15 protein-coding genes are annotated in these 23,323 nt (G+C 56.3%); 11 read left to right on the top strand and 4 right to left on the bottom strand.

The features are described from left to right. The first annotated feature begins 207 nt into the window (after positions 1-207). From cimA to RIB44_01465, 5 genes are all read left to right on the top strand, one after another. Positions 208-1,773, top strand: a complete 1,566-nt coding sequence (gene cimA, locus RIB44_01485) for a citramalate synthase (protein MEQ8615244.1) — start codon at positions 208-210, stop codon at positions 1,771-1,773. A gap of 149 nt (positions 1,774-1,922) precedes the next feature. Further along, the gene (locus RIB44_01480; GenBank protein MEQ8615243.1) at positions 1,923-5,120 is read left to right on the top strand and encodes a valine--tRNA ligase; all 3,198 of its coding nucleotides are present in this window, start codon (positions 1,923-1,925) and stop codon (positions 5,118-5,120) included. Positions 5,121-5,330: 210 nt separating this feature from the next. Next, positions 5,331-6,947: a hypothetical protein gene (locus tag RIB44_01475; protein MEQ8615242.1), complete on the top strand. Its 1,617-nt coding sequence runs from the start codon at positions 5,331-5,333 to the stop codon at positions 6,945-6,947. 26 nt (positions 6,948-6,973) lie between these two features. Further along, complete coding sequence (locus RIB44_01470) at positions 6,974-9,373, top strand: SHD1 domain-containing protein (GenBank protein ID MEQ8615241.1); 2,400 nt, start codon at positions 6,974-6,976, stop codon at positions 9,371-9,373. Positions 9,374-9,611: 238 nt separating this feature from the next. Next, positions 9,612-9,818, top strand: a complete 207-nt coding sequence (locus tag RIB44_01465; GenBank protein ID MEQ8615240.1) for a hypothetical protein — start codon at positions 9,612-9,614, stop codon at positions 9,816-9,818. On the opposite strand, the gene RIB44_01460 is transcribed toward RIB44_01465, so the two are convergent. Continuing rightward, positions 9,811-10,863 carry a P63C domain-containing protein gene (locus RIB44_01460; GenBank protein ID MEQ8615239.1) on the bottom strand — a complete coding sequence of 351 codons (1,053 nt, stop codon included), beginning with the start codon at positions 10,861-10,863 and terminating at the stop codon, positions 9,811-9,813. The two genes, RIB44_01465 and RIB44_01460, sit on opposite strands and share 8 nt — an antisense overlap. Positions 10,864-10,959: 96 nt before the next feature. On the opposite strand from RIB44_01460, the gene RIB44_01455 reads away from it, so the two are divergent. From RIB44_01455 to RIB44_01435, 5 genes are all read left to right on the top strand, one after another. Further along, positions 10,960-11,802, top strand: coding sequence for an IS1 family transposase (locus tag RIB44_01455; GenBank protein ID MEQ8615238.1), 843 nt, complete (start codon positions 10,960-10,962; stop codon positions 11,800-11,802). A 253-nt stretch (positions 11,803-12,055) separates the two neighbouring features. Continuing rightward, positions 12,056-12,556, top strand: a complete 501-nt coding sequence (locus RIB44_01450; GenBank protein ID MEQ8615237.1) for a hypothetical protein — start codon at positions 12,056-12,058, stop codon at positions 12,554-12,556. Between the two features lie 122 nt (positions 12,557-12,678). Then, positions 12,679-13,371: a hypothetical protein gene (locus tag RIB44_01445; protein MEQ8615236.1), complete on the top strand. Its 693-nt coding sequence runs from the start codon at positions 12,679-12,681 to the stop codon at positions 13,369-13,371. A gap of 148 nt (positions 13,372-13,519) precedes the next feature. Continuing rightward, positions 13,520-15,190: an SPFH domain-containing protein gene (locus RIB44_01440; protein ID MEQ8615235.1), complete on the top strand. Its 1,671-nt coding sequence runs from the start codon at positions 13,520-13,522 to the stop codon at positions 15,188-15,190. A 328-nt stretch (positions 15,191-15,518) separates the two neighbouring features. Continuing rightward, positions 15,519-15,923, top strand: coding sequence for a bifunctional nuclease family protein (locus tag RIB44_01435; protein MEQ8615234.1), 405 nt, complete (start codon positions 15,519-15,521; stop codon positions 15,921-15,923). A gap of 51 nt (positions 15,924-15,974) precedes the next feature. Here the strand turns inward: RIB44_01435 and RIB44_01430 are convergent, their stop codons facing one another. From RIB44_01430 to RIB44_01420, 3 genes are all read right to left on the bottom strand, one after another. After that, positions 15,975-17,756, bottom strand: a complete 1,782-nt coding sequence (locus RIB44_01430) for an aspartate kinase (GenBank protein ID MEQ8615233.1) — start codon at positions 17,754-17,756, stop codon at positions 15,975-15,977. Positions 17,757-17,825: 69 nt separating this feature from the next. Next, positions 17,826-19,058, bottom strand: coding sequence for a cofactor-independent phosphoglycerate mutase (locus RIB44_01425; GenBank protein MEQ8615232.1), 1,233 nt, complete (start codon positions 19,056-19,058; stop codon positions 17,826-17,828). Positions 19,059-19,102: 44 nt separating this feature from the next. Beyond that, positions 19,103-20,410 carry a homoserine dehydrogenase gene (locus tag RIB44_01420; GenBank protein MEQ8615231.1) on the bottom strand — a complete coding sequence of 436 codons (1,308 nt, stop codon included), beginning with the start codon at positions 20,408-20,410 and terminating at the stop codon, positions 19,103-19,105. A 260-nt stretch (positions 20,411-20,670) separates the two neighbouring features. On the opposite strand from RIB44_01420, the gene leuS reads away from it, so the two are divergent. Continuing rightward, positions 20,671-23,319 carry a leucine--tRNA ligase gene (leuS, locus tag RIB44_01415; protein ID MEQ8615230.1) on the top strand — a complete coding sequence of 883 codons (2,649 nt, stop codon included), beginning with the start codon at positions 20,671-20,673 and terminating at the stop codon, positions 23,317-23,319. Positions 23,320-23,323: the final 4 nt, after the last annotated feature.

Here is a 23,323-nt window from a genome sequence, read left to right as displayed (position 1 = left end):
TATTCCAAGTGGCAACTACTCCAGGGTCGAACCTCTGGGCCTCTCCAGGGTTCCTATTGTGTGGGTTATTCGCTTGCAGACCGCGTTTATTGGCCATATTTGGCTTCGAGTAGTAGCAAGAAGCCTCGCCTTCAAATAGTTGTCGAATCCAACTAAAATCAGAGATTCGCGCCTGAGTTCCAGCCACGGTCACGTCCAGAGAAATTGATGAAAACCATCCAAATCTACGATACAACGCTCCGCGATGGGGCCCAGGGCGAGGGGGTGAGCTTTTCGTTGGAGGACAAGGTGCTCATTGCTCGGCGGCTTGATGAGCTGGGTTTCGATTTTATCGAAGGGGGCTATCCGCTTTCCAATCCCAAGGATGCGGATTTCTTCAAGCGGTTGCATGAGAAACCACTCAAGAACAACGCGAAGCTGTGTGCCTTCGGCATGACGCGACGGCGAGGCGTGATGGCGAAGGACGATCCGGGGATGCTGGCCCTGATGGCAGCGGAAACGCCCGTGGTGACGATCGTTGGTAAGACTTCTGACTTTCATGCCACCGAGGTTCTCGGTGTTTCGCTCGAAGAGAACCTGGCGATGATTCGCGAGACGGTTGAGTTTTTCGTCTCCGAGGGCAAAGAGGTGATCTACGACGCGGAGCATTTCTTTGACGGCTGGAAAGCGAACGCCGACTACGCACCGCAGACGATTCAAGCCGCGGCAGAAGCGGGGGCGTCGATCATCGTTATGTGCGACACCAACGGCGGGAGCTTGCCGGAGGAAGTTGCAGAGATCACGAAAGAAGCTGCGGCGAAAGTTGACAAGCCGCTGGGTATTCACACGCACAACGATAGTGAACTAGCGGTGGCGAACTCGCTCTCTGCAATCGACGCGGGAGCGGAGCACGTGCAGGGCACAATCAACGGCTTCGGCGAACGGTGCGGCAACGCCGATCTTATTTCCGTTGTGGCGAATCTTGCGCTCAAGAAAGAAGGCTATCAGGCGCTCGGCGGTAGCGGAGTAGAGAGACTGACCGAGCTGTCACGTTACGTTTACGAAATCGCCAACATGCTGCCCCGCAACGGACAGCCATTTGTTGGGCAAAGTGCGTTCGCCCACAAAGGTGGGATGCACGTCCACGCGATTGCCAAGGCTGCCAGCAGCTACGAACACATCGAACCGGCATCCGTGGGGAACGAACGTCGCGTACTCGTAAGCGAATTGTCGGGCCGCTCGAACATCCTGGCTCTCGCTGAGAAGCTGAAGCTCGACCAGGACAAAGACCTGATGAGCCGCGTCCTCAAAGAGGTCGTCGAGCTGGAAAACCAAGGCTACCAATTCGAGGCCGCCGAGGCGTCGTTCGAAATCTTACTCAAGAAACTGGCCGGCACGCACGAACCGCACTTCGAGCTGATTAAGTACCACATTGATGTCGACCGCCATCCCGACGGCACGCCGGTGACAGAAGCGACGGTCAAGCTAAAGATTAACGACGAAGTTCGTCACGAAGTGGCCGAAGGGGACGGCCCGGTGAACGCCTTGGATGCGGCACTTCGGAAAGCGCTGAACGGCCACTTCCCGCAGCTTAATGAAATGCATCTGGTCGACTACAAAGTCCGCGTCATCAACAGCGAAGCGGCTACCGCGGCCAGCGTCCGTGTGGTGATCGAGTCTCGCGACGACAACGAAGCCTGGGGCACGGTCGGCGTGCATGAGAACGTGATCGAAGCAAGCTGGGCAGCGCTGGTGGACTCGATCGAGTACAAGCTTTGTCGAAGTGATCAATGATGAGTGCGGAGTGATGAATGGAGTTTTGCCGCCGCGCTTGCTCCGCGATAAGCCAGAACGCTTTTCTCTCCGAGAGGCTATCCGGGCTCTGACGCTCCCGGCTTGCGAACTGAACACTGAAAACTGAACACTGTATACTTCCTCCCCCCATGACCGACTTCAGCCAACTCCCTTCGCAATACGACCACAAAGCCGCTCAAGAGAAGTGGTATGCCCATTGGGAGCAGCAGGGCTACTTCCATGCGGACCCGCAGAAGGTTCTCTCGGGGGAAAAGCGACCATACTCCGTCGTGATTCCGCCGCCGAATGTGACCGGAGCGTTGCACTTGGGGCATGCGCTTAACAACACGTTGCAAGATATTCTTGTGCGGCAGAAGCGGATGGCCGGCTTTGAGGTCCTCTGGCAGCCGGGGACCGATCACGCGGGGATCGCCACGCAGGCGGTGGTCGAGCGGCGACTCAAGGAAGAAGAAGGGCTTACGCGGCATAGTCCCGAGATTGGTGGGCGCGAGGGACTCGTCGAGCGGATTTGGAAGTGGAAAGAGCAGTACGAAAAGCGGATCATTGGGCAGCTCAAGCAGCTTGGGGCGAGTTGCGATTGGGAGCGAACGCGGTTCACGCTCGACGATCAATGTGCGCGGGCCGTGCGGGAGACATTCTTCAAACTGTTCGCCGATGGCAAGATTTACCGTGGCAAGCGGCTGGTGAACTGGGACCCGTTCTTGCAGACGGCCGTTTCCGACGACGAGGTGTATCACACGCAGATCAAAGGGCACTTCTGGCACTTTCGCTATCCCGTGATTGACCCCAAACAGGGCGAACCTGAGTTCGTCACGATTGCCACCACACGGCCCGAGACGATGCTAGGTGATACGGCGGTTGCCGTGCACCCTGACCCGAAGGCGGCGCTGGCGAAGACGCAAACAGAACTAGAGGCCAAGCTTGCTTCTTCGCCGGAGAAAGAAAAGGAGGCGGTTCAGGCGCAGCTTGACGCTCTGGCTGAACGCATCAGCAGCAAGTTAGCGGAGCTTGAAACGCTCCGCGACATGGCCCAGCGCGGCGTCAAGTTGAAACTGCCTTTGACTGATCGTGAGATCCCTCTCATTGCCGACGAATGGGCGAAGCCGGAACTAGGTTCGGGCTGCGTGAAGATCACGCCCGCGCATGATGCGAACGACTACGAGGTTTGGCAACGCAACGAGCACATCGGCACGATCAACATCATGAACCCCGACGGGACGCTGGCGGATAGTGTGCCCGAGCAGTTCCGTGGCCTGACAATGAAAAAGGCTCGCGAAGCAGTGAGCAACGCGCTGGCCGAGGATGGTTTCCACGACCCAGAAACCGATGTCGAAGACCGCGAAATCGACCTCGCCCACAGCGACCGCAGCAAGACGCCGATCGAGCCGTACTTGGCGGATCAGTGGTTTGTCAAGATGGACGAGCTAGCCCAGTCAGCAATGGATGCCGTGACCGAGGGACGCACGAGGATTGTTCCTGAGCGGTATGGCAAGAGTTATCTCGACTGGCTTGGGGAGAAACGCGACTGGCCGATTGGACGGCAACTCTGGTGGGGGCATCGGATTCCGGTTTGGAGCGCTACCTGGAATAGAAACGCCAGTAAAGATTGGTCAACGCTAATAGAACTGGTTCAAGCGCTCACTCCGGAAATCGAAGCTTCTAACCTGTGTTTCTCTATCAACGGGATCCTAATTGTAGTAGTAGATGGTAAAGCACAGATTCCCGAGTTCAGAAGCGTTGAAAATGTTCATCTCCAAGTGTGTCTCAAGAACGATGAGGTCGGATCGGCAAGATCTGTGCTCGAATCTTGTGGCTTTTTCCACGAAGACGACGTCCTCGACACCTGGTTCAGTTCCGCCCTTTGGCCCTTCTCAACACTCGGCTGGCCCGACGAGACCGACGACTTGAAGGCCTTCTACCCAACCAGCACGCTGGTGACTTCGCGCGACATCATTACGCTGTGGGTCGCGCGGATGGTACTCATGGGTGAGTACAACATGGGCGGCGTGCCGTTCCCTGAAGTTTACATCCACCCGAAGATTCTCGACGGGTATGGCGAAACCATGTCGAAGTCGAAGGGCAATGGGGTCGATCCGCTCGATGTGATTGATCGCTTTGGAGCGGACGCGTTGCGGTTCGGGATTGCTTATCTGACGACCGAAACGCAAGACGTGCGGATGCCGGTCGAGTTTGTTTGCCCGCACTGCGAGGAGCATCTCAAGCAGACGAAAAAGAACCGCACACTGCCGGTCGTCGAGTGTGACAAGTGCGGCGCATCGTTCAGCACCCAATGGGCGCAGACCGATGAGGAGAAGGCCCACAAGCGCGGGGCGGTCACTAGCGAACGGTTTGAGCTGGGCCGCAACTTCTGCAACAAGCTGTGGAACGCCTCGCGATTTGCGCTGATGAATCTTGATGGTTATGAACCTGCAGCCGTTGGCAATGAGGACTTGCTGCTCGAAGATCGTTGGTTGCTCTCACGATTGGCAACGGTCACCCAGCAAGTGACCGACGACTTGGCGAACTACCGCTTTTCCGATGCATCGCGAGCGCTCTATGACTTCGCTTGGGATGAGTTCTGCAGCTTCTATGTGGAGATGACCAAAGCACGGTTTGCGGTGCCTGAACAGCGGGCCGTGGCTCAGCGGGTGCTTGCCGCTGTGCTTGATAACTTGCTCAGGTTGTTGCATCCTTTCATTCCCTTCTTGACCGAAGAGGTTTGGCAGTTGTTGGGGGAAGTGGCGCCTACCCGCGGCCTGACGGCAGCGGCTCTGGGAGAGGCGACCGCCGAGAGCGTCTGCATCGCCCCTTGGCCTGAGGCGCAGGTTTCGCACATTGACGAATCAATCGCCGAGCAGTTCTCTGACTTCCAGGCAGTGTTGAGTGCTGTGCGTGAGATTCGCACGCGTCAAAACGTGCCGCAGAAGGAAGCGATTGAGTTCAGCGTGAAGTGCGATGCCGAGCAAGCAGCCCGGCTGACGGCGATGCAGCCTTATTTCACGCAGATGGCCCGTGCCACGGGTGTGACACTTGGGCCGGACGCCGCTCCGCCGGAAACTTCGGCCAGCGTGGCACTCTCGGGCAAGCAGGCGGGCGTTGAGGTTTACGTTGACGTAAGCGCCTTTATCGACGTCGAGGCGGAAAAGAAACGGCTCTCCGGCGAGCGCGACAAGCTCACCAAGTTTATCGGAAGCCTCTCAGGCAAGCTGAATAACGAGAACTTCGTCAGCCGTGCCCCCGCGGAAGTCGTGCAGCAGCAGCGGGAAAAGCTGGCTGAGGTCGAACAGCAATTGGCGGCGGTCGAGAGTTCGCTGGCGAAGCTGTAACCTTTTCTCATTCTTCCGGTAGTACCTGATGCAGGCATTAGAATTCGGGGCCGTGGGTCCCTGCTGCGTCGTGCTGAAAAGTGCAAATCCCCGGCCGTCGTGATAGACTAGCGTGGTGATGGTTTGCCGCATTCGCCGGCAATGCCCTCGCTGGCAATGGTGACGTCCCGCCGTTTCTAATCCTGCTAATCAGTTCTGTGGTTATCAATGATGAAATCTTCAAAAGCGAAATGCCGCCAACGAAACAAAGGATTTCTGCTATTCGCCTGTCTCATCGTCTTGCTTGCAGGTTGCGGTGGGGGCGTGAGTAAAGCAAAGCGGATGCTCAAGGCTTTTGAAGCCGCCGCTGATCTCTTGGAATCGGTCAAAGACGAGCCCTCAGCCCTCAAGGCCAAAGATGAACTCGGCGGTGTCTTTCAAGAGATGATCGACTCGCTCAAGGAGGTGTTGGAGCACGAAAAGAAGTACGGACAAACGCGGGGAGAGAAGTTCACGATCAACAAGCTCGAACGCGATCTGGCCAAAGTACAGGGAAGGTTCGCCATTCAAGGGGCTCGGCTCGACATCCTGCGTGGGCTGCCGAGTGAGTTCTGGGACGAGATGCGGCTGCATTCGTGCAAGATGCTGCTCGCGCTGGCAGAAACGCAAGTCGAAGCGGGACTCGCGGGTGGCGATGCGTCGATCCTGACATTTTCGAGAGACTTGGCCGACATGTACGAAAACATCGGTCCCTCGAAAATTGTTGAGCTAACGCTACAGAATACGAGTCCCGCGAAGATCGAGGAAGTGAAACAGAAGCTGAAGGCAACGAATGGCGGCGAAGGGAGGATCGTCGACGCGCCTGATCCTGAGAACTACGGTGGTCATCTCATGGCCTACGGCCCGGTGGAAAGCTACGACGAGTTTGTGGCATCGCTAACCTTTGGCACAATTACCGAGAAAGTCCCTGAGAAGGGAGAGATCACACTCGATCTAGGCCAAGAAATAACAATCGCCGGCCAGGGAGAAGACCTGACCTCCCCTGAGGTTCAAGCACGCATGCAGGCGGAACGTGAAGCAGAAGAGAAGAAACTGGCTGAGGAGCAAGCAGAGCGGCTAAGGAAACAGGACGAGGCTCGTCAGAAGCGTGAGCAAGAACGCGCCATGGCACAAGCGAAGCGCGAGGAGGAACGACTGGCCAGAGAGGCGGCTATTGCGCATCAGAATCGCCGAGCCGAGCCGAGTGCTCCGGACTACCACGAAACGCTGGTCGGCTTGTTCGAGGATGAAGAAGCCCGCCATCGCGACGAAGCGATCAAGACGCTGCTCACTTTTGATACTGAAGCGATCAAAGACATCGAGTTAAAAAAGCGGATCGCCAAAGGCTTCAAAAAAATGGCCTTTGAAGACCGCCGGCGGAAAGCTGACGGCGTCAAAGGTATGGTGCACTGGGGTGGACGGCACAGCGTGCCGCTGCTGATCAAGTTGCTCGAGCAGGATAGCAATCGTCCAGAGGAAGCAATTTTCGTAGGACTTGGCGAGCACCCTCATGCCAAGGGTGCCGACGCGGTTGTGAAGTTCCTCGGCAATCGCACCAGCCACGACCAAGCGGTGAAAAGCCTCCGCAACATGGGCCCCGTCGCTGAAGACGCACTCATCAAGGCGGCCCCAAACCAGGATGCTAAAGTTAGCTTGGCGGCCGTTGAATTGCTCGGGAAAGTCGGCACGGAGAAGTGCTTCAAGGCGCTGCGGCTAGCTCGCAAATCAGGAACCAGAGAAGTAAGTGAAGCGGCTGTGCGATCGTTTGCAATTATTCGTGAGCGTGAGAAGCAGACCGCCAGGAATTAATTGTCTTGAACTACAGGATTGATTCGATGCTGCGACACAACCAACTGCCTGTGACTTCACTTCGACTTGCCGGCGCGCTCGTCTTGTGCCTACTCTTCGTGCCAGGTACTCAGGCTCGCACGTGGAGTGATAAGTCAGGGAAGCAAAAAGTGGAAGCGGAGTTTCTGGAATATGCCAACGGCAAGGTGGAGCTAAGGAAGTCTGATGGAACGACGGTCAAGGTACCGCTCTCTAAGCTCAGCAAGGACGATCAACGCTATGTGCGTGATCTCGTGAAGGGCCAATCGGGAGGCGGCACGACCTCAGGCAGTAAGAACGGTAACAGTCGCAGCTTTTCTTATAGCTACAGCACACGAACGAATAACGGCAATACGACCACTGAGCGGAGTGTCACTTTCGGAAGCGGCAATGCTGCTAAGGAAGACAAACCCAAACCGCGTACCTGGGTCGATTCCACGGGCAAGCATAAGATCCGAGCCACATTCATGGAACTCGTCGACGGGAAGGTCCGTTTGCGAAGAGAGGACAACAAGGTGATTTCCTTTCCGCTGGACAAGCTGAGCGAGCGAGATCAGGAAGAAGTGAAGCGCCTGTCCCAAGGAGTCAGCCTCGGGGACTCCGATCCGGATAACCCGTTTGGCAATAGCTCGATCGACATGGAGTTCGCGGCAGCGCCAGTGAAGCGCGAACCGGGAGAGTACTTGAAGGGCGATATCATCGAGGTCGAGAGCTTTGGGGAATTGAAGCGAGGCACCGTCATCAGCGCGGATGGTCACTGGCTGAAGGTGATGTTCGACGGCGAAGATGATATCGACAGCGTCTCGCGAAACAGTCGCTCGCTACGGATGATTCGCGCCGACCCGAATGCCGTCGCACGCAGCGCTAGTGGCCAAGTACTCTCCAAGGCGGACTTTTCCAGCGTCGAGCAAGTCGTCCTGGGCACCCAGACTAGCGGCTCTTTCATTCCGGACCCAGGTCTCGATTCTGGATCGTCTCGCCGTCTGCGGGCAATGCGACTTGGCGGCAAGAAAGGCTTTTTTGAGGACATTGAGAGCTTTACCGTGTCGCCCAACGGCGAGTTCGCGCTCGTCTCGCGTATGGGAGGCTCCGGGGTTCACTCAAAGGAAGCGCGTATTCAGATCTGCAATTTGGGGACCGGCAAAGTCCAGGAGATTACCGACCTGCCTGCGGGTTTCAAGCTGGCGACGATGTCTCCCTCGGGGATTCGCATCGCGGCAGTGACCGAGGGGAAGAGCCACGACAAGAAAACGGTCGACATTTACAACCTTGGCTCTAACGGACTCTCGCACGCCATCAGTTGGCGTCCCTTCAAGGAGGAGTTCTTCAAAGACATCCAAGATCTGACGTGGATTAACGACAATCTCTTAGCAACCGTCGGTCGTCAAACAATCACCGTCTGGGAAGTCGAATCCGCCCGAGCGATCTACACGCTAACGCTCAATGGCATGAGCAGCGGTGCGCTGAGCCCTGGGCTGAATCAGTTCGCTATTGCCGATTCAAAAGCCGTCTACATTCTTGATGCTGCCACGGGTGAGCCCCTGCAACAGGTGGCACTCCCACAGGGACGACGGCACAAAGCGCTTGCTTTCGATCCCTCTGGGCAACTGCTCGCAGGACTCGACGGGAATCAGGTTGACCTGATGAACCTCGAAACGGGCGAGGTGTTCGATACGCTTTATGTTCCCGATAGCGGTAGCACGATCGCCTGGACGGACAACGAGCATTTACTCTTGGGCGGAGGGAACTTAGTGCATGTCCCCAGCCAAATGACCGTCTGGAAGTATAAGCACTCAGCCAGCAAGACGGCTCATGCCGCAGGTATCAACTGGTATCTGTTGGGTTCGGGGAACAACCAAGTCCTTTTGCCGTTACGCCTTCCACACGTCGGCGTGAAATCGATCTCCGACGACGAAGTGGTACTCAAATCAGGAGACGCGATCTCTTTGGAGTTCGAACTGATAGACAACTTGGCTAGCGGTGCCCGCAGTGTCCGCCAGGAAGTTGAGGAGAAACTCCGCCGCGATCTCGAAGATGCGGGCTATGTCATCGGCGAAAACGCATCGGCTGTATTGGTCGCGCGTACCGAGCCTGGCGAACGTCGCGAAATGCTCTACGAGGATTTTCATGTGGGCTTGCGTCGCAGCAAGCCGGATAAGGTCTCTGTGACTGAACGGCTTTACACACTGGAACTACAAATCGATGGCCAAGTCGTTTGGCAACGCCGCCGCACTCAAGGGCCTCCGCATCACCTAAGGATGCAGAAAGGCGAGAACACCAACCAAGCGGTCCAACGTGTCATGGCGCCGTCAGCTGGTTACTTCGGGCAGGGCATCCCAGGGCGGATTCTGCCTGCGGACAAGATGAATCAGCGTAGCTCGGAGATTAGTGCGACCGGAATACGTTGAGGCTGGTGAGGACTCTTAGGGTGGCTGGGGACGAGCGTAGCGAGTCCCCAGCAAATCAACGAGGCAAACCCAACGACTGGGGGCTCGCTACTCTCGTCCCCAGCCACCCTATTCCATAATCGCGCCCGCATTTTCTCGCCGTTTTCTCGGCAATATCCCCGCCCCGCGGGCGGGTAGTGGTTCACTTTGAAATCTAGCCGCCCATCGCCAGCTTTGCGGTGGATGTTACAATAGGAGCATGGCTAAGGACAATGAATTAACTCCCGATCCCAACCTGAACGCCGCTCGCGTTGTGGCCCAAAGTACAGCATCCAGCGAGCTTCCTGCGGACCTTGAGGAAGCATGGGAACAATGGTCGTCTGGGGTTCAAAATGTGGACGAACGCGGCATGACGCTGCTCAGGGCTGCGTTTGAGGCCGGGCATGAGGCTGGAGCATCTACTTAGATTCTAAATTGTCAAATAGTGGCATTGATTGCCATTTGGGATGCGTCTTATCGAGTAGCTTGAGAAACTCAGACCACTTCAAGCCTTGCAGCTTAGCCATCTTCATTGCGGTAGTTACGCCTGCCAGATGCTCCTTTAGCTTTGGGTGTCCCATATCAGGCGTCAAGTGCTGAAAGTGTTTTCGCTTTCTTTGGCCTTTTGCGTTCGTGGGATTCAATCGCTCAAGTTCATCCAAGACGCCTGGTGCCAATCGCTGATAAATCAAGTTGTTGGTTAGCTTGCCGAAATACTGCGGACGCTTCTTAGCCCTAGATATTGGTTCGTCCCGAATTTCACAGATTAGCTCATAGAATTCCAGGTCAAACGTCTTTAGCCACTTCTGAATCTCTTTAGCGACAAACGCTTCGAGTATTTTAGCCAACTCATCACGCGAGCGATCGCGCTGGTAGCCTGTCGCCTCATCTACAAGAGCAATAATCCCAACGTGGGCAAAGCCACGCATTAGTATTTCTGCCTGAGCCGCAACCTTGACTTGAGATGGCGTCAGGACACCGGCTTCTCTTGCTTTCAAGTAAGTGTCGCATATAGCAGGCATTAACTCGGCATGGTAACCTTCGGCAACGAACGGGTCCTTCCCCGGAGTCAGGAATTTGACCATGTTAGGTCCCGCGATCAAATCCTCTGAAATAAAGGGTTTTAGGTTCTTTGCCTCCAAAAAAACTGGCAATTGGGTCCCAGGGTATTTTCGGCCTCTCCACACCCTACCAAGCCCTTTCATGATGCCTCTGGTAGACATCACTCTCTCTCCATTTGCCAGGACATAGCAGCTAATCTCAGCATCCCCTATATGCAGTACGCCCTCATGCGTCGCCTGGGGCAACTCTTTACCTTCCTTGCTCCATCGAGCCAACGCCGCCCTTCGAGCAGCAACAGATCTCTGTGATTTGCTGAGCTTCTTAGCGCGGGCCTGACCGCCCTTTTTCCCAGCCTCGCTAGATGCGAATTTCGCCATTTTCAAAAACTCCTGGTAATTATGGTGTGCCATGCTTGCCTGCTACGCATACCCTATGGTATAACATGCGTAGCAGTCAAGCATAAAGGCAGGGAAAGAATGAGAAAGCTAAGCTCCGAAAAGCGAACCATGATCCTCTCGGCACTAGTCGAGGGTAATTCAATTAACGCTACCGCTCGCATGGTTGGCTGCTCTAAGGTCACAATCCTGCGATTACTAGCCGATGCTGGTACGTTCTGTGCCCAGTGGCACAACATCGCGGTTCGTGAGCTGCAATCGAAACGAGTCCAGCTTGACGAAATCTGGTGCTTCTGCGGCTGCAAGGACAAGGCCAAGGAGAACGGCGCTCAGGGCTTCGGCAGCGTGTGGACTTGGACTGCCATCGACGCGGATTCCAAGCTCTGCATTAGCTACTTGGTTGGACTGCGTGATAGTGAACACGCTGGACAGTTCTGCAATGACGTAGCCAAGCGGCTTGCCGGTCGTGCTCAGGTCACTAGCGACGGACTTCACCTCTACACCGACGCGATAGAGGGTGCTTTCGCGGGTTCAGTAGACTACGCCAAGTTAGTCAAGATTTATGGCGAGGATGCAGAAGGTCACAAGCGTTACAGCCCTGGAGTCTGCATCGGCTGCAAGAAGAACGTAGAGGCCGGTTCTCCCGATCCAGACCACATTAGCACAAGCTACGTGGAGCGCCAGAATCTCACCATGCGGATGTCGATGCGACGATACACGCGATTGACCAACGGATTCAGCAAGAAAATCGAGAACCACGAACACGCGGTAGCCTTGCACTACTTCTACTACAACTTCATTCGTAAGCACCAAACTTTGAAAACCACCCCTGCCGTAGCTTCTGGCATCGCCAACAAAGCCCTCACCGTGCGGGACTTGGTGGATATGATCGAAGCTGAGGAAAAGAAGCTAGGCGAGCGGCTCTCGGATTACTTGCCATCGCCTTCAAGGTGAAGTGCGTCGAAAGCGATTTGATTACAGGTATTTCACTCGTTGGCCAGAAGTATCTATTCCGTGAGGAAGGAAAACCGATTTTGATGATTGCTTACCATCTACGGTTACTTGGATCATCGCATCACACGGTTCTACAGGCTGAGCAAGTTCACGCACTACCATTTCGCTTGGGCCGACGTGAGATAATGCTATCGAAGTGCCACCCACCAAGAGCTTCAGTGTTACTTCGGCTGAATAACTGTTGGTAGTAAACATGTTAAATGATTCTAAGTTATTCGAGCGAGTACAAGATTACGCAAATGCTCACGGTCGCATTGTATCGAAAAACAAAAAATTAGGCTATGGCAGCGACGGCACGGTATGGAGGAGTAAAGATTCTGCAATAAAGGCTGTTCACCGCAAAGAAAATTACGATGTCGAACTCACGAGCTACAGGAGGTTGGCCGCTGGAGAAGTTGATCGGATTGGAGTATTCGCTGTACCAAGGCTTATTGGCTTCGATGACCAGCTAATGATTATTGAGATGGAAATCGTTCAGCCGCCCTACATTCTTGACTTTGGTAAAGTGTATATCGACTCACCGCCCCCGTATTGGCGTGATCCTCAAATGCGAAGTAATGCCTATGCGGAGTGGCGGGAAAGGTTTGACGTTCATTGGGGCAAAGTGGCGGGGGCAATGCACCGACTGGAATCTCACGGCATTTTCTACGTTGATCCTCGCCCGTCAAATATCAGTGTTGATGGAATAAAGTAAGGGTTCAAAAAAATCTGATTCAAAGTGAACCACTGCCCGCGGGCGAATTACTCGCGAACCGACACTCGAATAAGGTATAAAAGTGCGGCTCTTCGTTTCTCTTACGTTGGAGGGTTGCTGCCATGTTGAACACGATTTTTCTGATCACTGCCGTCGTGGGTGGCACCGTCATGGTGTGCCAGTTTGCCCTTACTGTGATGGGGCTCGCCGGGGATGAAGTCGACGGTGCGGGTGATTTCTCAGCCGACGCAGAAGTCGGCGCGGACTTTGACACTGGCGGAGACGTATCCGGAGACTTGGGAGACGCTGACGGTGGGGACGTCGATGGCGATCACCAAACCCATTGGTCCGAAGCGGACGACCCCGATGTTTCACACCCTGATAGTTCAGGTGTGTTCAAGATCGTTTCGTTCCGAACCATGGTCGCTGCAATCGCTTTTTTCGGCATGACCGGCGCTGCCGCCCGATCCGCGGAAATAGGCCCTGCGCCTTCGATCTTGATCGCCTTAGCGGGCGGATTTGCCGCCATGTATGGGACTTTCTACCTGATGCAGTCGATCACCAAACTCGACAGCTCGGGCAATGAGGATATCTCTAACGCTGTGGGCCAATCGGCCACCGTTTATGTGCCCATTCCTGCCGCTCAGGGCGGCATGGGTAAGGTACAGTTATCCATGCAAAACCGGATCGTCGAGTTCAAGGCGGTCACGGCAGATGCTGAACCCCTCAAGACCGGTGACGCGGTAGAAGTGATTTCCGTCACCAGCGGCGACACTTTGGAAGTCCGCCGCGCCGAGAGCATGGCGGCTGTTTAGTTCCTTCAGATGCTAACCCCTAGCTTGCGCTAGGGGCTAGAGTGGTTGTCGGAGTACGATTCCACCACTCATATATCCCTCTAGCCCCAGGCGTAAGCCTGGGGTTCAGTACCGGAGCATTACTCCCCTTTTTTGGAGAGACCAAGCTATGAACCTCCCTATCAGAATAAGCTCGCTGCCGCTCGCAGATTTCTTCGGCATACCAACGCCCGTCTTGGTGATCGGGATCATCGTCGCCACGGCGATCTTGTTGCTGTCGTTCATCATCCTTTTGGTGAAGAACTATAAGCGCTGCTCCAGTAACCAAGTGCTGGTCGTCTTCGGTAAGACAGCCAAGGGACAGGCCGCGAAAACGGTCCACGGCGGTGCGGCGTTTATTTGGCCGTTGATTCAAGACTACCGCTACCTGAGTCTGGAACCGATTCAGATCGAGATCCCCCTGCGTGGTGCTCTTTCGATTGAGAACATCCGCGTGAACGTGCCCAGTGTGTTCACGGTCGCGGTCGGTACGCAACCGGATGTGATGACCAACGCGGCGATTCGCTTGTTGGACCTTAGCACGCAAGAGATTCGCCAACAGGCGGAAGAAATCATCTTCGGTCAGTTGCGGCAAGTGGTCGCTTCGATGGGCATCGAGGATATCAACCGTGACCGCGATGCGTTCCTGCAGCATATTCAGCAGTCGGTCGAGCCGGAGCTTTCGAAGATCGGCCTCGTGCTGATCAACGTGAACATCACGGATATCACCGACGAAAGCGGCTACATCGACGCAATCGGCCAAAAGGCCGCTTCGCAGGCGATTCAACAAGCCCGTGGTGACGTGGCCGACGAAGAGAAGCAAGGTGAAATCCGCGTTGCCGACGCTGAGAAGGAAAAGGCCGTGCAAGTGGCCAACGCCACGAAAGCACGAGAGATCGGTACTCGCGAAGCTCAGCGTGAACAAGCGGTTCGCGTGGCCGAACTGGAGAAAGAACAAACCGTTGGTGAGCAACAAGCGGCCTTCGCTCGTGAAATGCAGGTGAAGGAAGCGGAGCAAACAATGCGTATCTCCGTTGCCGATGCCAACGCGAAGGCGGTCGACGGTGAAAACATCGCCGAAGCGAAGATCGCCGCATCGCAAGCGACGTTGCTCGTTGAAAAAGCGGAAGCTTACGAGAAGGGTGAAGCGCGCAAGCGTGAGGCGGAAGCCGCGGTTATCGAAATTCAAAACCGTGCGATGGCCAAAGCGGCCCTTGCGGAAGCAGAGCGGATCGAGGCGGAACAACGGGCGAAAGTCGAAGCTCCGGCGATCGCTCAAAAGGCGAAAATCTTGGTCGACGCGGAAGCCGAGGCTGAGAAGCGACGACTCGAAGCGGAAGGCCAAGCGAAGGCGATCTACGCCAAGTTGGAAGCGGAAGCCCGTGGCCAGTACGAAATCCTCGCCAAGAAGGGTGACGGCCTGAAGCAAATCGTCGAGGCCTGCGGCGGTGCTAAGGAAGCGTTCCAGCTGATGATGCTTGAGCATCTCGACAATCTCGCCGAAAGCAGTGCGAAGGCGATCAGCAACATCAAGTTCGATAAGGTGGTTGTCTGGGAGAACGGCGGCGCGAATGGCCGCAGCAATACCGGAGACTTCCTCAATAAGATGGCCGGCACGCTGCCCCCGATGATGCAGGTGATGCGTGACATCGGTGGCATTGAAATCCCCGAGAGTCTCGCAAAGCTCGCGGGCGAAGAAACGACCGGCGGCAAGGCGAAAGCCGAAAGCAACGGCTCACGGGCGACGACCGTCCCTAGTGAGGATCGGCCGGCGAGTGAGAATCCGGTGCAGGAAGTCTGACCCTTCTGTCATTCCGACGGGAGGCTCGCCGACCGAGGAATCTGGTCTGTACTCGAGTTGGGAACAGAGAAGTGACTGGCCAGATTTTTTAGCCACGGATGACACGGATCGCAAGGATTTCTAAACAGGAGGAAACGGAGGAAGCAGAGTCGCTAGAACAAGCGTTTCTCTGTGATCTCCGTTTCCTCCTGTTTTCTTTTATCTGTGGAATCCGTGTCATCCGTGGCTAGGCAATTAGGTATGCCTCGTTCCTCGGCTTACTCTGCTTGCTATAATATAGGCTGCTCAGTTTGTTCATCTAGTTGTCAGCCTCAAGGACGCCCCCGCCATGCCCGTTGCGATGGAGCTTGCTCGCATCATTATTAGCGAGATTAATCCCGAGCAAGTCATTTATCTGAAAGAGATCGACGGGGACCGAACGTTTCCGATTCTCATCGGCGTGTTCGAGGCGACCAGTATTGACCGTCGTGTGAAGCACGAACCTTCGGCCCGTCCGTTGACTCATGATCTGCTGGTCGGAGCGGTCGAAGCTCTGGGGGGCGAGTTCCAAGATGTGATCATCAGCGAACTTCGTGAACACACTTACTATGCCGTGCTACGCGTACGGCACGAAGGAGAGCTCATCGAAATCGACGCCCGCCCCAGCGACGCGATCACCGTGGCGGTGACTTGTGATCCGCAGCTTCCCATTTATGTGAGCGAAGATGTGCTGCACGATGTGGCGGGGGAGTGACTCGAGTATCGCTAACAGCGCGGAGCGAGCTCTGCGGCTGAATAGGTGACTCTAGCAAATCACGTCTGCGAAGGCTTCCTGCAACGCCTTCAAGCCGGTTTCGCCTTTGTCGGCGTCGACGACGACGTTCACGCGAACTTCGCTTGTGTTGATCATATCGACGTTGATCCCTGCGCTGGCCAGGGCCTCGAACATACGCACGCCCACGCCCACATGGGTGCGGATACCAATGCCGAAGACGCTGAGGATGGCGATTTGCTTTTCGCTAGTGACAGGGCCGCAATCGTGCAGTTTGGCAACCTTAGTCGCGACTTCAACCGCGGCTGCGACTGAATCACTAGGCACAGTGAAGCTGATATTCGCCAGGCCATCGGTTCCCGTGCCCTGGACGATCATATCGACCAGCAGTGACTGAGCAGCGACGGCTTCGAAGATCTCAGCAGCAATACCTGGCTTGTCGGCGACGCCGGAGATCGTCACGCGACCTTGCGTATCGTCGAGCTGCACATCTTCGATCGTGAGGTCTTCCATGCGTTGCAGCCGCGATACAATGTCGATCGCATCGGCTTTCGCAACGGTTTTGGATTCGTCATCAAATCGAGAGCGTGACTCCGGGGCCCGATCAAGCTCGAACTCGCTATGCACCGCGCGAAGAGCTTCAAGCCCTTTCGAGCGTTCCACGAGGGCCGAAATTTTGATTTGGCTTGTCGTGATCGCCTTCAGGTTAATCTCTGCATCAGCTAACGCTCGGAACATGCGGTCGGCTACACCGGTTTGGGTAGCCATGCCGAGACCAACGACCGAAACCTTGGAGAGGTTCGCCTCGTGCGTGACTTCGGCTTCCGGGAATTCGGCCACAAACTCTTCGACTGCCTTCAGTGTTGTCGCAAGTTCTCCTTCGAGTACGGTAAATGCGATGTCGGCCTTGCCGTCATGACCGACATCTTGCACGACCATGTCCACGGCGATGCTTTCTTCGGCGATGGCTGCAAAAAGTTGATGCATGAGCCCCGGACGGTCGGGCACACCGGCGACGGTAATGCGGGCCTCGTCTTTGGTAAGTGCCGCGCCGCTGACGGCTCGGTCAGCACTCTCAGGGAGCGGGCCGATGACGGTGCCAGGTTCATCACTAAAGCTGCCGCTGTTGCGGACGTGGATGGGCACGGAAAACTTCTTGCCGAACTCAATCGAACGGCTGTGCATCACGCCGGCACCGAGGCTGGCCATCTCGAGCATTTCGTCATGGCTGACCCGATCCATCTTGCGAGCTTGCGCCACCACCCGAGGGTCGGTCGTGAAGACACCGTCCACATCGGTGTAAATCTCGCAGGCTTCGGCACCTAACACGGCAGCGAGAGCCACGGCTGTGGTATCGCTTCCACCGCGGCCAAGCGTGGTGATGTTCAGGTCGTCGTCGATGCCTTGGAAACCGGCGGCGATTACGATTTTGCCGTCGTCCAAGTGCTTCTGCATTCTCTCGGTAGTAATCGACTGGATACGAGCCCGCGTGTGCGAACTATCAGTCTTGATGCCAATCTGCCCTCCAGTGAGGCTGACTGCTTCGCTGCCCAGCTCGTGAATGGCCATGGCCATGAGGGCGACGCTCACCTGCTCGCCAGTGGAGAGGAGCATGTCCATTTCGCGAGCCGCTGGCGTGCTGGTGATTTCGCCCGCGAGTTCCACCAACGCGTCGGTATTCTTACCCATCGCGCTGACGACCATCACCACTTGATGGCCTTGCTGCTGAGCCCGCACGGCCTTGCGTGCCGCTTCGACAATTTTCTCACTATTGGCGACGCTCGTGCCGCCGAACTTTTGAACGATTAAAGACATCTAAAGAATTCCTGAATGACGAATGACAAATGACGAACAGAAATTTCGTCATTCGTCATTCGGATTTCGTCATTTTTTTATAAACCATTCCATCAACCGCCAACCTTTCTCGAATGCCAGCTCGGAGTTCGCGGCATTCGTGTCGCCATATGACGTGAACCTGTCTGCCTCGATTCCTTTGCCAGCCATCGCCACGGGGACGTTTCCGTGAGTGTGGGTTTTGGTGCTGAGGAACGTGGGGTGATCGGGGGAGATCATCACTCGCCAGCCATCATCAACATCACTGGCTCTTGATTTCAACGCTTCTACCAAAGGACCGACGACGTGCGTGTCGATTTCTTCGATCGCTTTGACTTTCTCGTCGCAGCGTCCCTCGTGTGAGGCTTCGTCGGGTGCTTCGACGTGGACACAGATGAGATCATGCTCGTCGAGGGCGTCGATCGCGTACTTCCCTTTGGCGGCGTAATCGGTGTCGAGGTAGCCGGTGGCCCCCGGGACATTGATGTTCTGCCAGCCGACCAGATTCGCCAAGCCACGAAGCAGGTCAACTGCCGTGATCATGGCACCGCGTGGTCCGTAAGCCTCGGTAAAAGGTGCCAGTTTGGGGGCGAGTCCGATGCCCCAGAGCCAGACGTTCGTTGCTGGGAGCTTGTCAGCAGCAACACGGGCAGCGTTCACCGGATGGTTGCCGAACACTTGCTGCGAGGCTTCCATGAGCTCGACCAGCACATCGCTTCCGGGACCACGTGGAAAGTCGTTGATGACCGACTTGTCCGTCAGATCGTGTGGCGGCGTGTGCTTCATGTCCATCGTGAAGGGGGGATCTAGCGCTTCCCCGCGCCAAATCAGCAGGTTACGGTAGCTGACTCCAGGGATGAACTCCAATGCCCCTGCGTATTTCTCATCGCTGGCGACTTCCTCTTGCAAAGTCGCCAGGAGGGCGGCCCCTGCTTCATCATCAATGTGACCTGCCGTGAAGTCGCGCATCATTTGGTCTTCGATGGTGACTAGGTTGCAGCGAATCGCCCAATCGTTGGGGCCAAGCTCGATCCCTTGGGCAGCTGCTTCGATGGGGGCACGGCCCGTAAAATTTTTCAGTGGGTCGTAGCCTAAGAGGCTCATGTTCCCAACTTCGGAACCAGCAGGGAGCGAGTGCGGCGTGTGGCAAGCGCTGGCGATCACGCCTTCGGCCACGAGCGCATCCATCGCAGGGGTCTTGGCGGCTTCGAGGGGCGTCTTGCCGTCGAGCGCCTCTTGCGGCTCGTCGGCGGCACCGTCGGGGATGATGATGGCGTATTTCATGGAATTGCCTTCTAAGCTGTATCGTTCTCTGCTTTGAGTACGGCTCAATCACGAACCCACATGCGAACCGTTTCGCCGCGGACGGCTTTGAGTTGGTCGATCGTCGCGCAGGCTTTGGCTGCCGCTCCTTCAGTCGTTTCGTGGGTCATGATTACGAGCGGGATGACATCCTCGCCAGCTAGCGGTTCGTGTTGGAGGACCGAGGCGATCGAGATGTCTTCCGTTCCGAGTGCCGAGGTCACTTCTGAGAGGACGCCCGGGTGATCCTCGACGGTTGCTCGCAAATAAAACCTTCCGCGAGCATTCGCGTAGTCGCTCGCGTCCACTCTTGCCTGGCGGTTCGACCAGAGTTCGAGCGTCTTGAACGTCAGTTCGGTGCGCCCCACCGCCGTATCGATCAGATCAGCAACAACTGCCGAAGCTGTCGGCATTTGCCCAGCTCCTGGGCCGTAGAACATCACACGCCCCACGGCATCGCCGTCAACGCGGACGGCATTCATCGGTCCGCCGACTTCAGCGAGCGGGCTGCCAGTGCGAACTAACGTCGGTGAGACGTGAAGTTCCAGGCCTTCGTCGACCAAATCGGCCACGGCCAGCAGTTTGATTTTGTAGCCCATCTCTTCGGCGTAGCGGACATCGGCCAAATCGAGGGTATCGATGCCGGTGCGGGGAATCTCTTTCCAGTGAACCCGGGCACCAAAGGCGAGATGAGCGAGAATCGCCAACTTCTGTGCTGCGTCAGAACCGTCGACATCCATCGTCGGATCGGCTTCCGCGTAGCCAAGGCGTTGTGCTTCGGGCAAGACTTCTTCGTAGCTCGCCCCATCCTCGTGCATCTTGCTGAGGATGAAGTTACTGGTGCCGTTGAGGATGCCGTGCAGCGAAGTGATCTGATTGGCGGAGAGGCACTGGCTGACATTGGCGATGATGGGGATACCGCCGGCGACCGACGCCTCGAAGGCAATCGAGCGGCCCAGTTCGCGGGCACGGTCGAACAGCTCCGCTCCGTGTTCAGCCAACAACGCTTTGTTAGCGGTGACGATGTCTTTGCCACTTTCGAGGAGCTGCAGCATGATCGTGCGAGCGGGCTCCAAGCCGCCGATGAGTTGGGCGACGACTTGGATGTTCGGATCATTGACGACCGCTTCGATTTGGTCGGTGAGGGCGACCGTCTCCGGTAGATCGCAATCGCGAGGCTTCTTCAAATCGCGGACGACCGCTTTTTCGAGCCAGAGGACCCTGCCAGCGTGCCGAGCGGTGCGATCGCCGTGGTCGAGCAGTAGCCTCGCCACGCCGCTGCCGACGGTTCCCAAACCGATTATCGCGACTTTGGTTTTTTCTAGATCGGGCATGTTTCTGATCGGGCAGGGCCGGGTTCTTCTGGTCGGGAAAGGCGGTCCATATTTGGCTTTGGCAAGCCGAGGCGAACCTACCATCGTAATTGGCGTCCAATCCGGTGGTCAACGGCCCAAGGTCAACTGCCGCGGTGGTTTGCGCTGTTGCTGTCGGGGAGTAGGATGCTTGTCTTGTAGGCCGAACGGGGCGGGGACGCCCTGGCTCGCGGTCCCGGTTGGAACATCATCTTTCATCCCTCTACCTTCATCCTTTCACAATGCCCCGATATAACCCCGCCGAAATCGAGCCTCGTTGGCAACGCTATTGGGAGGAACACCAGACCTTCTCCCAGGAAGTCACGGCTAAGCCGCAAGCGGAGACATTATACGCTCTGGATATGTTTCCCTACCCCAGCGGCGATGGGCTCCACGTGGGGCATCCTGAGGGCTACACGGCCACTGATATCGTTTGCCGGGCGGCGCGGATGCAGGGGAAGGCGGTGGTCCACCCGATGGGGTTTGACTCGTTCGGACTGCCTGCGGAAGAACACGCCATCAAGACGGGTGAGCACCCGCGGGTGCAGACCGAGAAGAACATCGCCACGTTCCGGCGTCAGTTGAAGTCTCTGGGGTTCAGCTACGACTGGTCGCGGGAAATCGCCACCACTGATGTCGATTACTTCCGCTGGACGCAGTGGATTTTCTTGCAAATCTACGACACGTGGTTTGACCACGAGCAGCAACGGGGGCGACCGATCTCAGAACTGGTCATTCCCGACGACGTGAAATCGCTCGGCGAGGACGCCGCCAAACAGTGGGTCGATGAGCAACGGCTCGCCTACCAAAGCGATGCTCCGGTGAACTGGTGCCCTGCCCTAGGGACGGTGCTCGCCAATGAAGAAGTAATCGACGGCAAGAGTGAACGGGGCGGTCACCCCGTGGAACGTCGCGCCTTGCGTCAATGGATGATGCGGATCACGGCTTATGGCGATCGGCTGGAGAACGATCTCGAAGGGCTCGATTGGTCCCCGGGTGTAAAAGCACTCCAGAAGAACTGGATCGGAAGAAGCACAGGAGCAGAAGTCGATTTCCTTTTGGAATCCGCTCAGGCCGGGTCGCTTCAGCGTCCCGGTGGAATGTTCCCCACAAAGCCGGATGAAAACACGCTGCGCGTTTACACAACGCGGCCCGACACGCTTTATGGAGCGACCTACATGGTGATTGCTCCTGAACACCCTTTCGTGGAGAAACTCACCACAGAGGAGAATTCTGAGGCCGTTCAGAATTATGTTCAGCAGGCGGCACTCAAGAGCGACCTTGATCGCACGGAGCTTGCTAAGGAAAAGACTGGCGTGTTCACGGGCTCCCACGCGATTAACCCCGTCAATGGTGAGAAGGTACCGATTTGGATCGCTGACTACGTACTCATCAGCTACGGCACGGGTGCGATTATGGCGGTGCCGGCGCATGATGAGCGAGACTTTGAGTTTGCGCAGCAGTTTGGGACTTCGATCAAGTGCGTCGTTGATCCTGGCGAAGACGCAAGCGCAGAAGTAGATCGCGAGAAAGTGCTCGCAGGCGAGGAAGTCTTCTCAGGGCTTGGCACCGCGGTCAATTCCGGCGAGTTTGAAGGAACCCCGACCGCTGAATTCAAAACGAAAATTACCGAGCACCTAGCCGCTCGCGGCTTAGCTAAGGAAGCCGTCAACTACAAACTCCGCGACTGGCTCTTTAGCCGCCAACGGTTCTGGGGTGAGCCGTTCCCGATCTTGCATGAACTTGACGACGCGGGAAACAAAACGGGCAACGTGATCCCCGTGCCCGAGGACCAACTGCCGGTCGATCTTCCACACCTTGAGGATTTCAAGCCACACGGTCGCCCCGAGCCGCCGCTGGACAAAGCGCCTGACGAATGGCTGTTCGTTGAGATCGACGGCAAGCGTTACAAACGGGAAACGAACACCATGCCACAGTGGGCAGGGAGTTGCTGGTACTATTTACGGTTCCTCGACCCGAAGAACGACAAGGCCGCGATTGATCCAAAAATCGAAAAGGCTTGGATGCCGGTCGACCTGTACGTCGGCGGTGCGGAACATGCCGTGTTGCATCTTTTGTACGCCCGCTTCTGGCACAAGGTGCTTTATGACCGGGGCGTGGTCAGTACGGCTGAACCGTTCCAGAAGCTGGTCAACCAGGGAATGATCCTTGGTGAGAACAACGAGAAGATGTCCAAGAGCCGCGGCAACGTCATCAACCCGGATGACGTGGTAAGCGAATACGGTGCGGACTCCTTGCGGCTTTACGAGATGTTTATGGGGCCGCTCACGGAAACCAAACCTTGGAATATGGAAGGCGTGAACGGCGTCTACAATTTCCTTGGACGAGCTTGGCGGATGATCGTCGATGAGCGAGCGGAGTCGCCACAGCTCAACGAACAACTCACTGAAGCTGATCCGACTGAGGAACAACTCAAAACGCTTCACAAGACGATCAAAGCCGTCACCGAGGACATTGAGAAGCTCTCCTTCAACACGGCGATTGCCCGGATGATGGAGTTCGTGAACTTCTTCACGAAGCAGGAGTCGCGCCCCAAGGCTTGCGTCGAACCGTTCATGCTGTTGCTCTCACCATTTGCCCCTCACATCGCCGAGGAACTTTGGCAATTGCTGGGGCACGAGCAGACGCTTGCCTATGAGCCTTGGCCGCAGTTCGATGAGAGCATTCTCGTGGAATCGACGGTCGAGATTCCCGTTCAGATCGGTGGTAAGGTTCGGGCAAAGATTCAGGTTGCCGCCGGTGCCGACAATCAAACCATTGAGTCCGCGGCACTGGCAGAACCGAAAGTCCAAGAGTTTATCGGCGAAAAAAATATCGTGAAAATAGTGGTGGTGCCGGGCCGGATGGTTAATATTGTGGTCAAGGGCTAACGGT

The organism is Lacipirellulaceae bacterium (genome assembly GCA_040218535.1).
GTDB lineage: Bacteria > Planctomycetota > Planctomycetia > Pirellulales > Lacipirellulaceae > Adhaeretor.
This window is presented reverse-complemented; position numbering and strand designations above follow the sequence as displayed.

Coding starts and splice junctions, on each gene's coding strand:
- RIB44_01420 (MEQ8615231.1), bottom strand. CDS start 20,410: ATGCCCGATCTAGAAAAAACCAAAGTCGCGATAATCGGTTTGGGAACC.
- leuS (MEQ8615230.1), top strand. CDS start 20,671: ATGCCCCGATATAACCCCGCCGAAATCGAGCCTCGTTGGCAACGCTAT.
- RIB44_01445 (MEQ8615236.1), top strand. CDS start 12,679: ATGTTGAACACGATTTTTCTGATCACTGCCGTCGTGGGTGGCACCGTC.
- RIB44_01455 (MEQ8615238.1), top strand. CDS start 10,960: ATGATCCTCTCGGCACTAGTCGAGGGTAATTCAATTAACGCTACCGCT.
- RIB44_01470 (MEQ8615241.1), top strand. CDS start 6,974: ATGCTGCGACACAACCAACTGCCTGTGACTTCACTTCGACTTGCCGGC.
- RIB44_01440 (MEQ8615235.1), top strand. CDS start 13,520: ATGAACCTCCCTATCAGAATAAGCTCGCTGCCGCTCGCAGATTTCTTC.
- RIB44_01460 (MEQ8615239.1), bottom strand. CDS start 10,863: ATGGCACACCATAATTACCAGGAGTTTTTGAAAATGGCGAAATTCGCA.
- RIB44_01475 (MEQ8615242.1), top strand. CDS start 5,331: ATGAAATCTTCAAAAGCGAAATGCCGCCAACGAAACAAAGGATTTCTG.
- cimA (MEQ8615244.1), top strand. CDS start 208: ATGAAAACCATCCAAATCTACGATACAACGCTCCGCGATGGGGCCCAG.
- RIB44_01425 (MEQ8615232.1), bottom strand. CDS start 19,058: ATGAAATACGCCATCATCATCCCCGACGGTGCCGCCGACGAGCCGCAA.
- RIB44_01450 (MEQ8615237.1), top strand. CDS start 12,056: ATGTTAAATGATTCTAAGTTATTCGAGCGAGTACAAGATTACGCAAAT.
- RIB44_01435 (MEQ8615234.1), top strand. CDS start 15,519: ATGCCCGTTGCGATGGAGCTTGCTCGCATCATTATTAGCGAGATTAAT.
- RIB44_01480 (MEQ8615243.1), top strand. CDS start 1,923: ATGACCGACTTCAGCCAACTCCCTTCGCAATACGACCACAAAGCCGCT.
- RIB44_01430 (MEQ8615233.1), bottom strand. CDS start 17,756: ATGTCTTTAATCGTTCAAAAGTTCGGCGGCACGAGCGTCGCCAATAGT.
- RIB44_01465 (MEQ8615240.1), top strand. CDS start 9,612: ATGGCTAAGGACAATGAATTAACTCCCGATCCCAACCTGAACGCCGCT.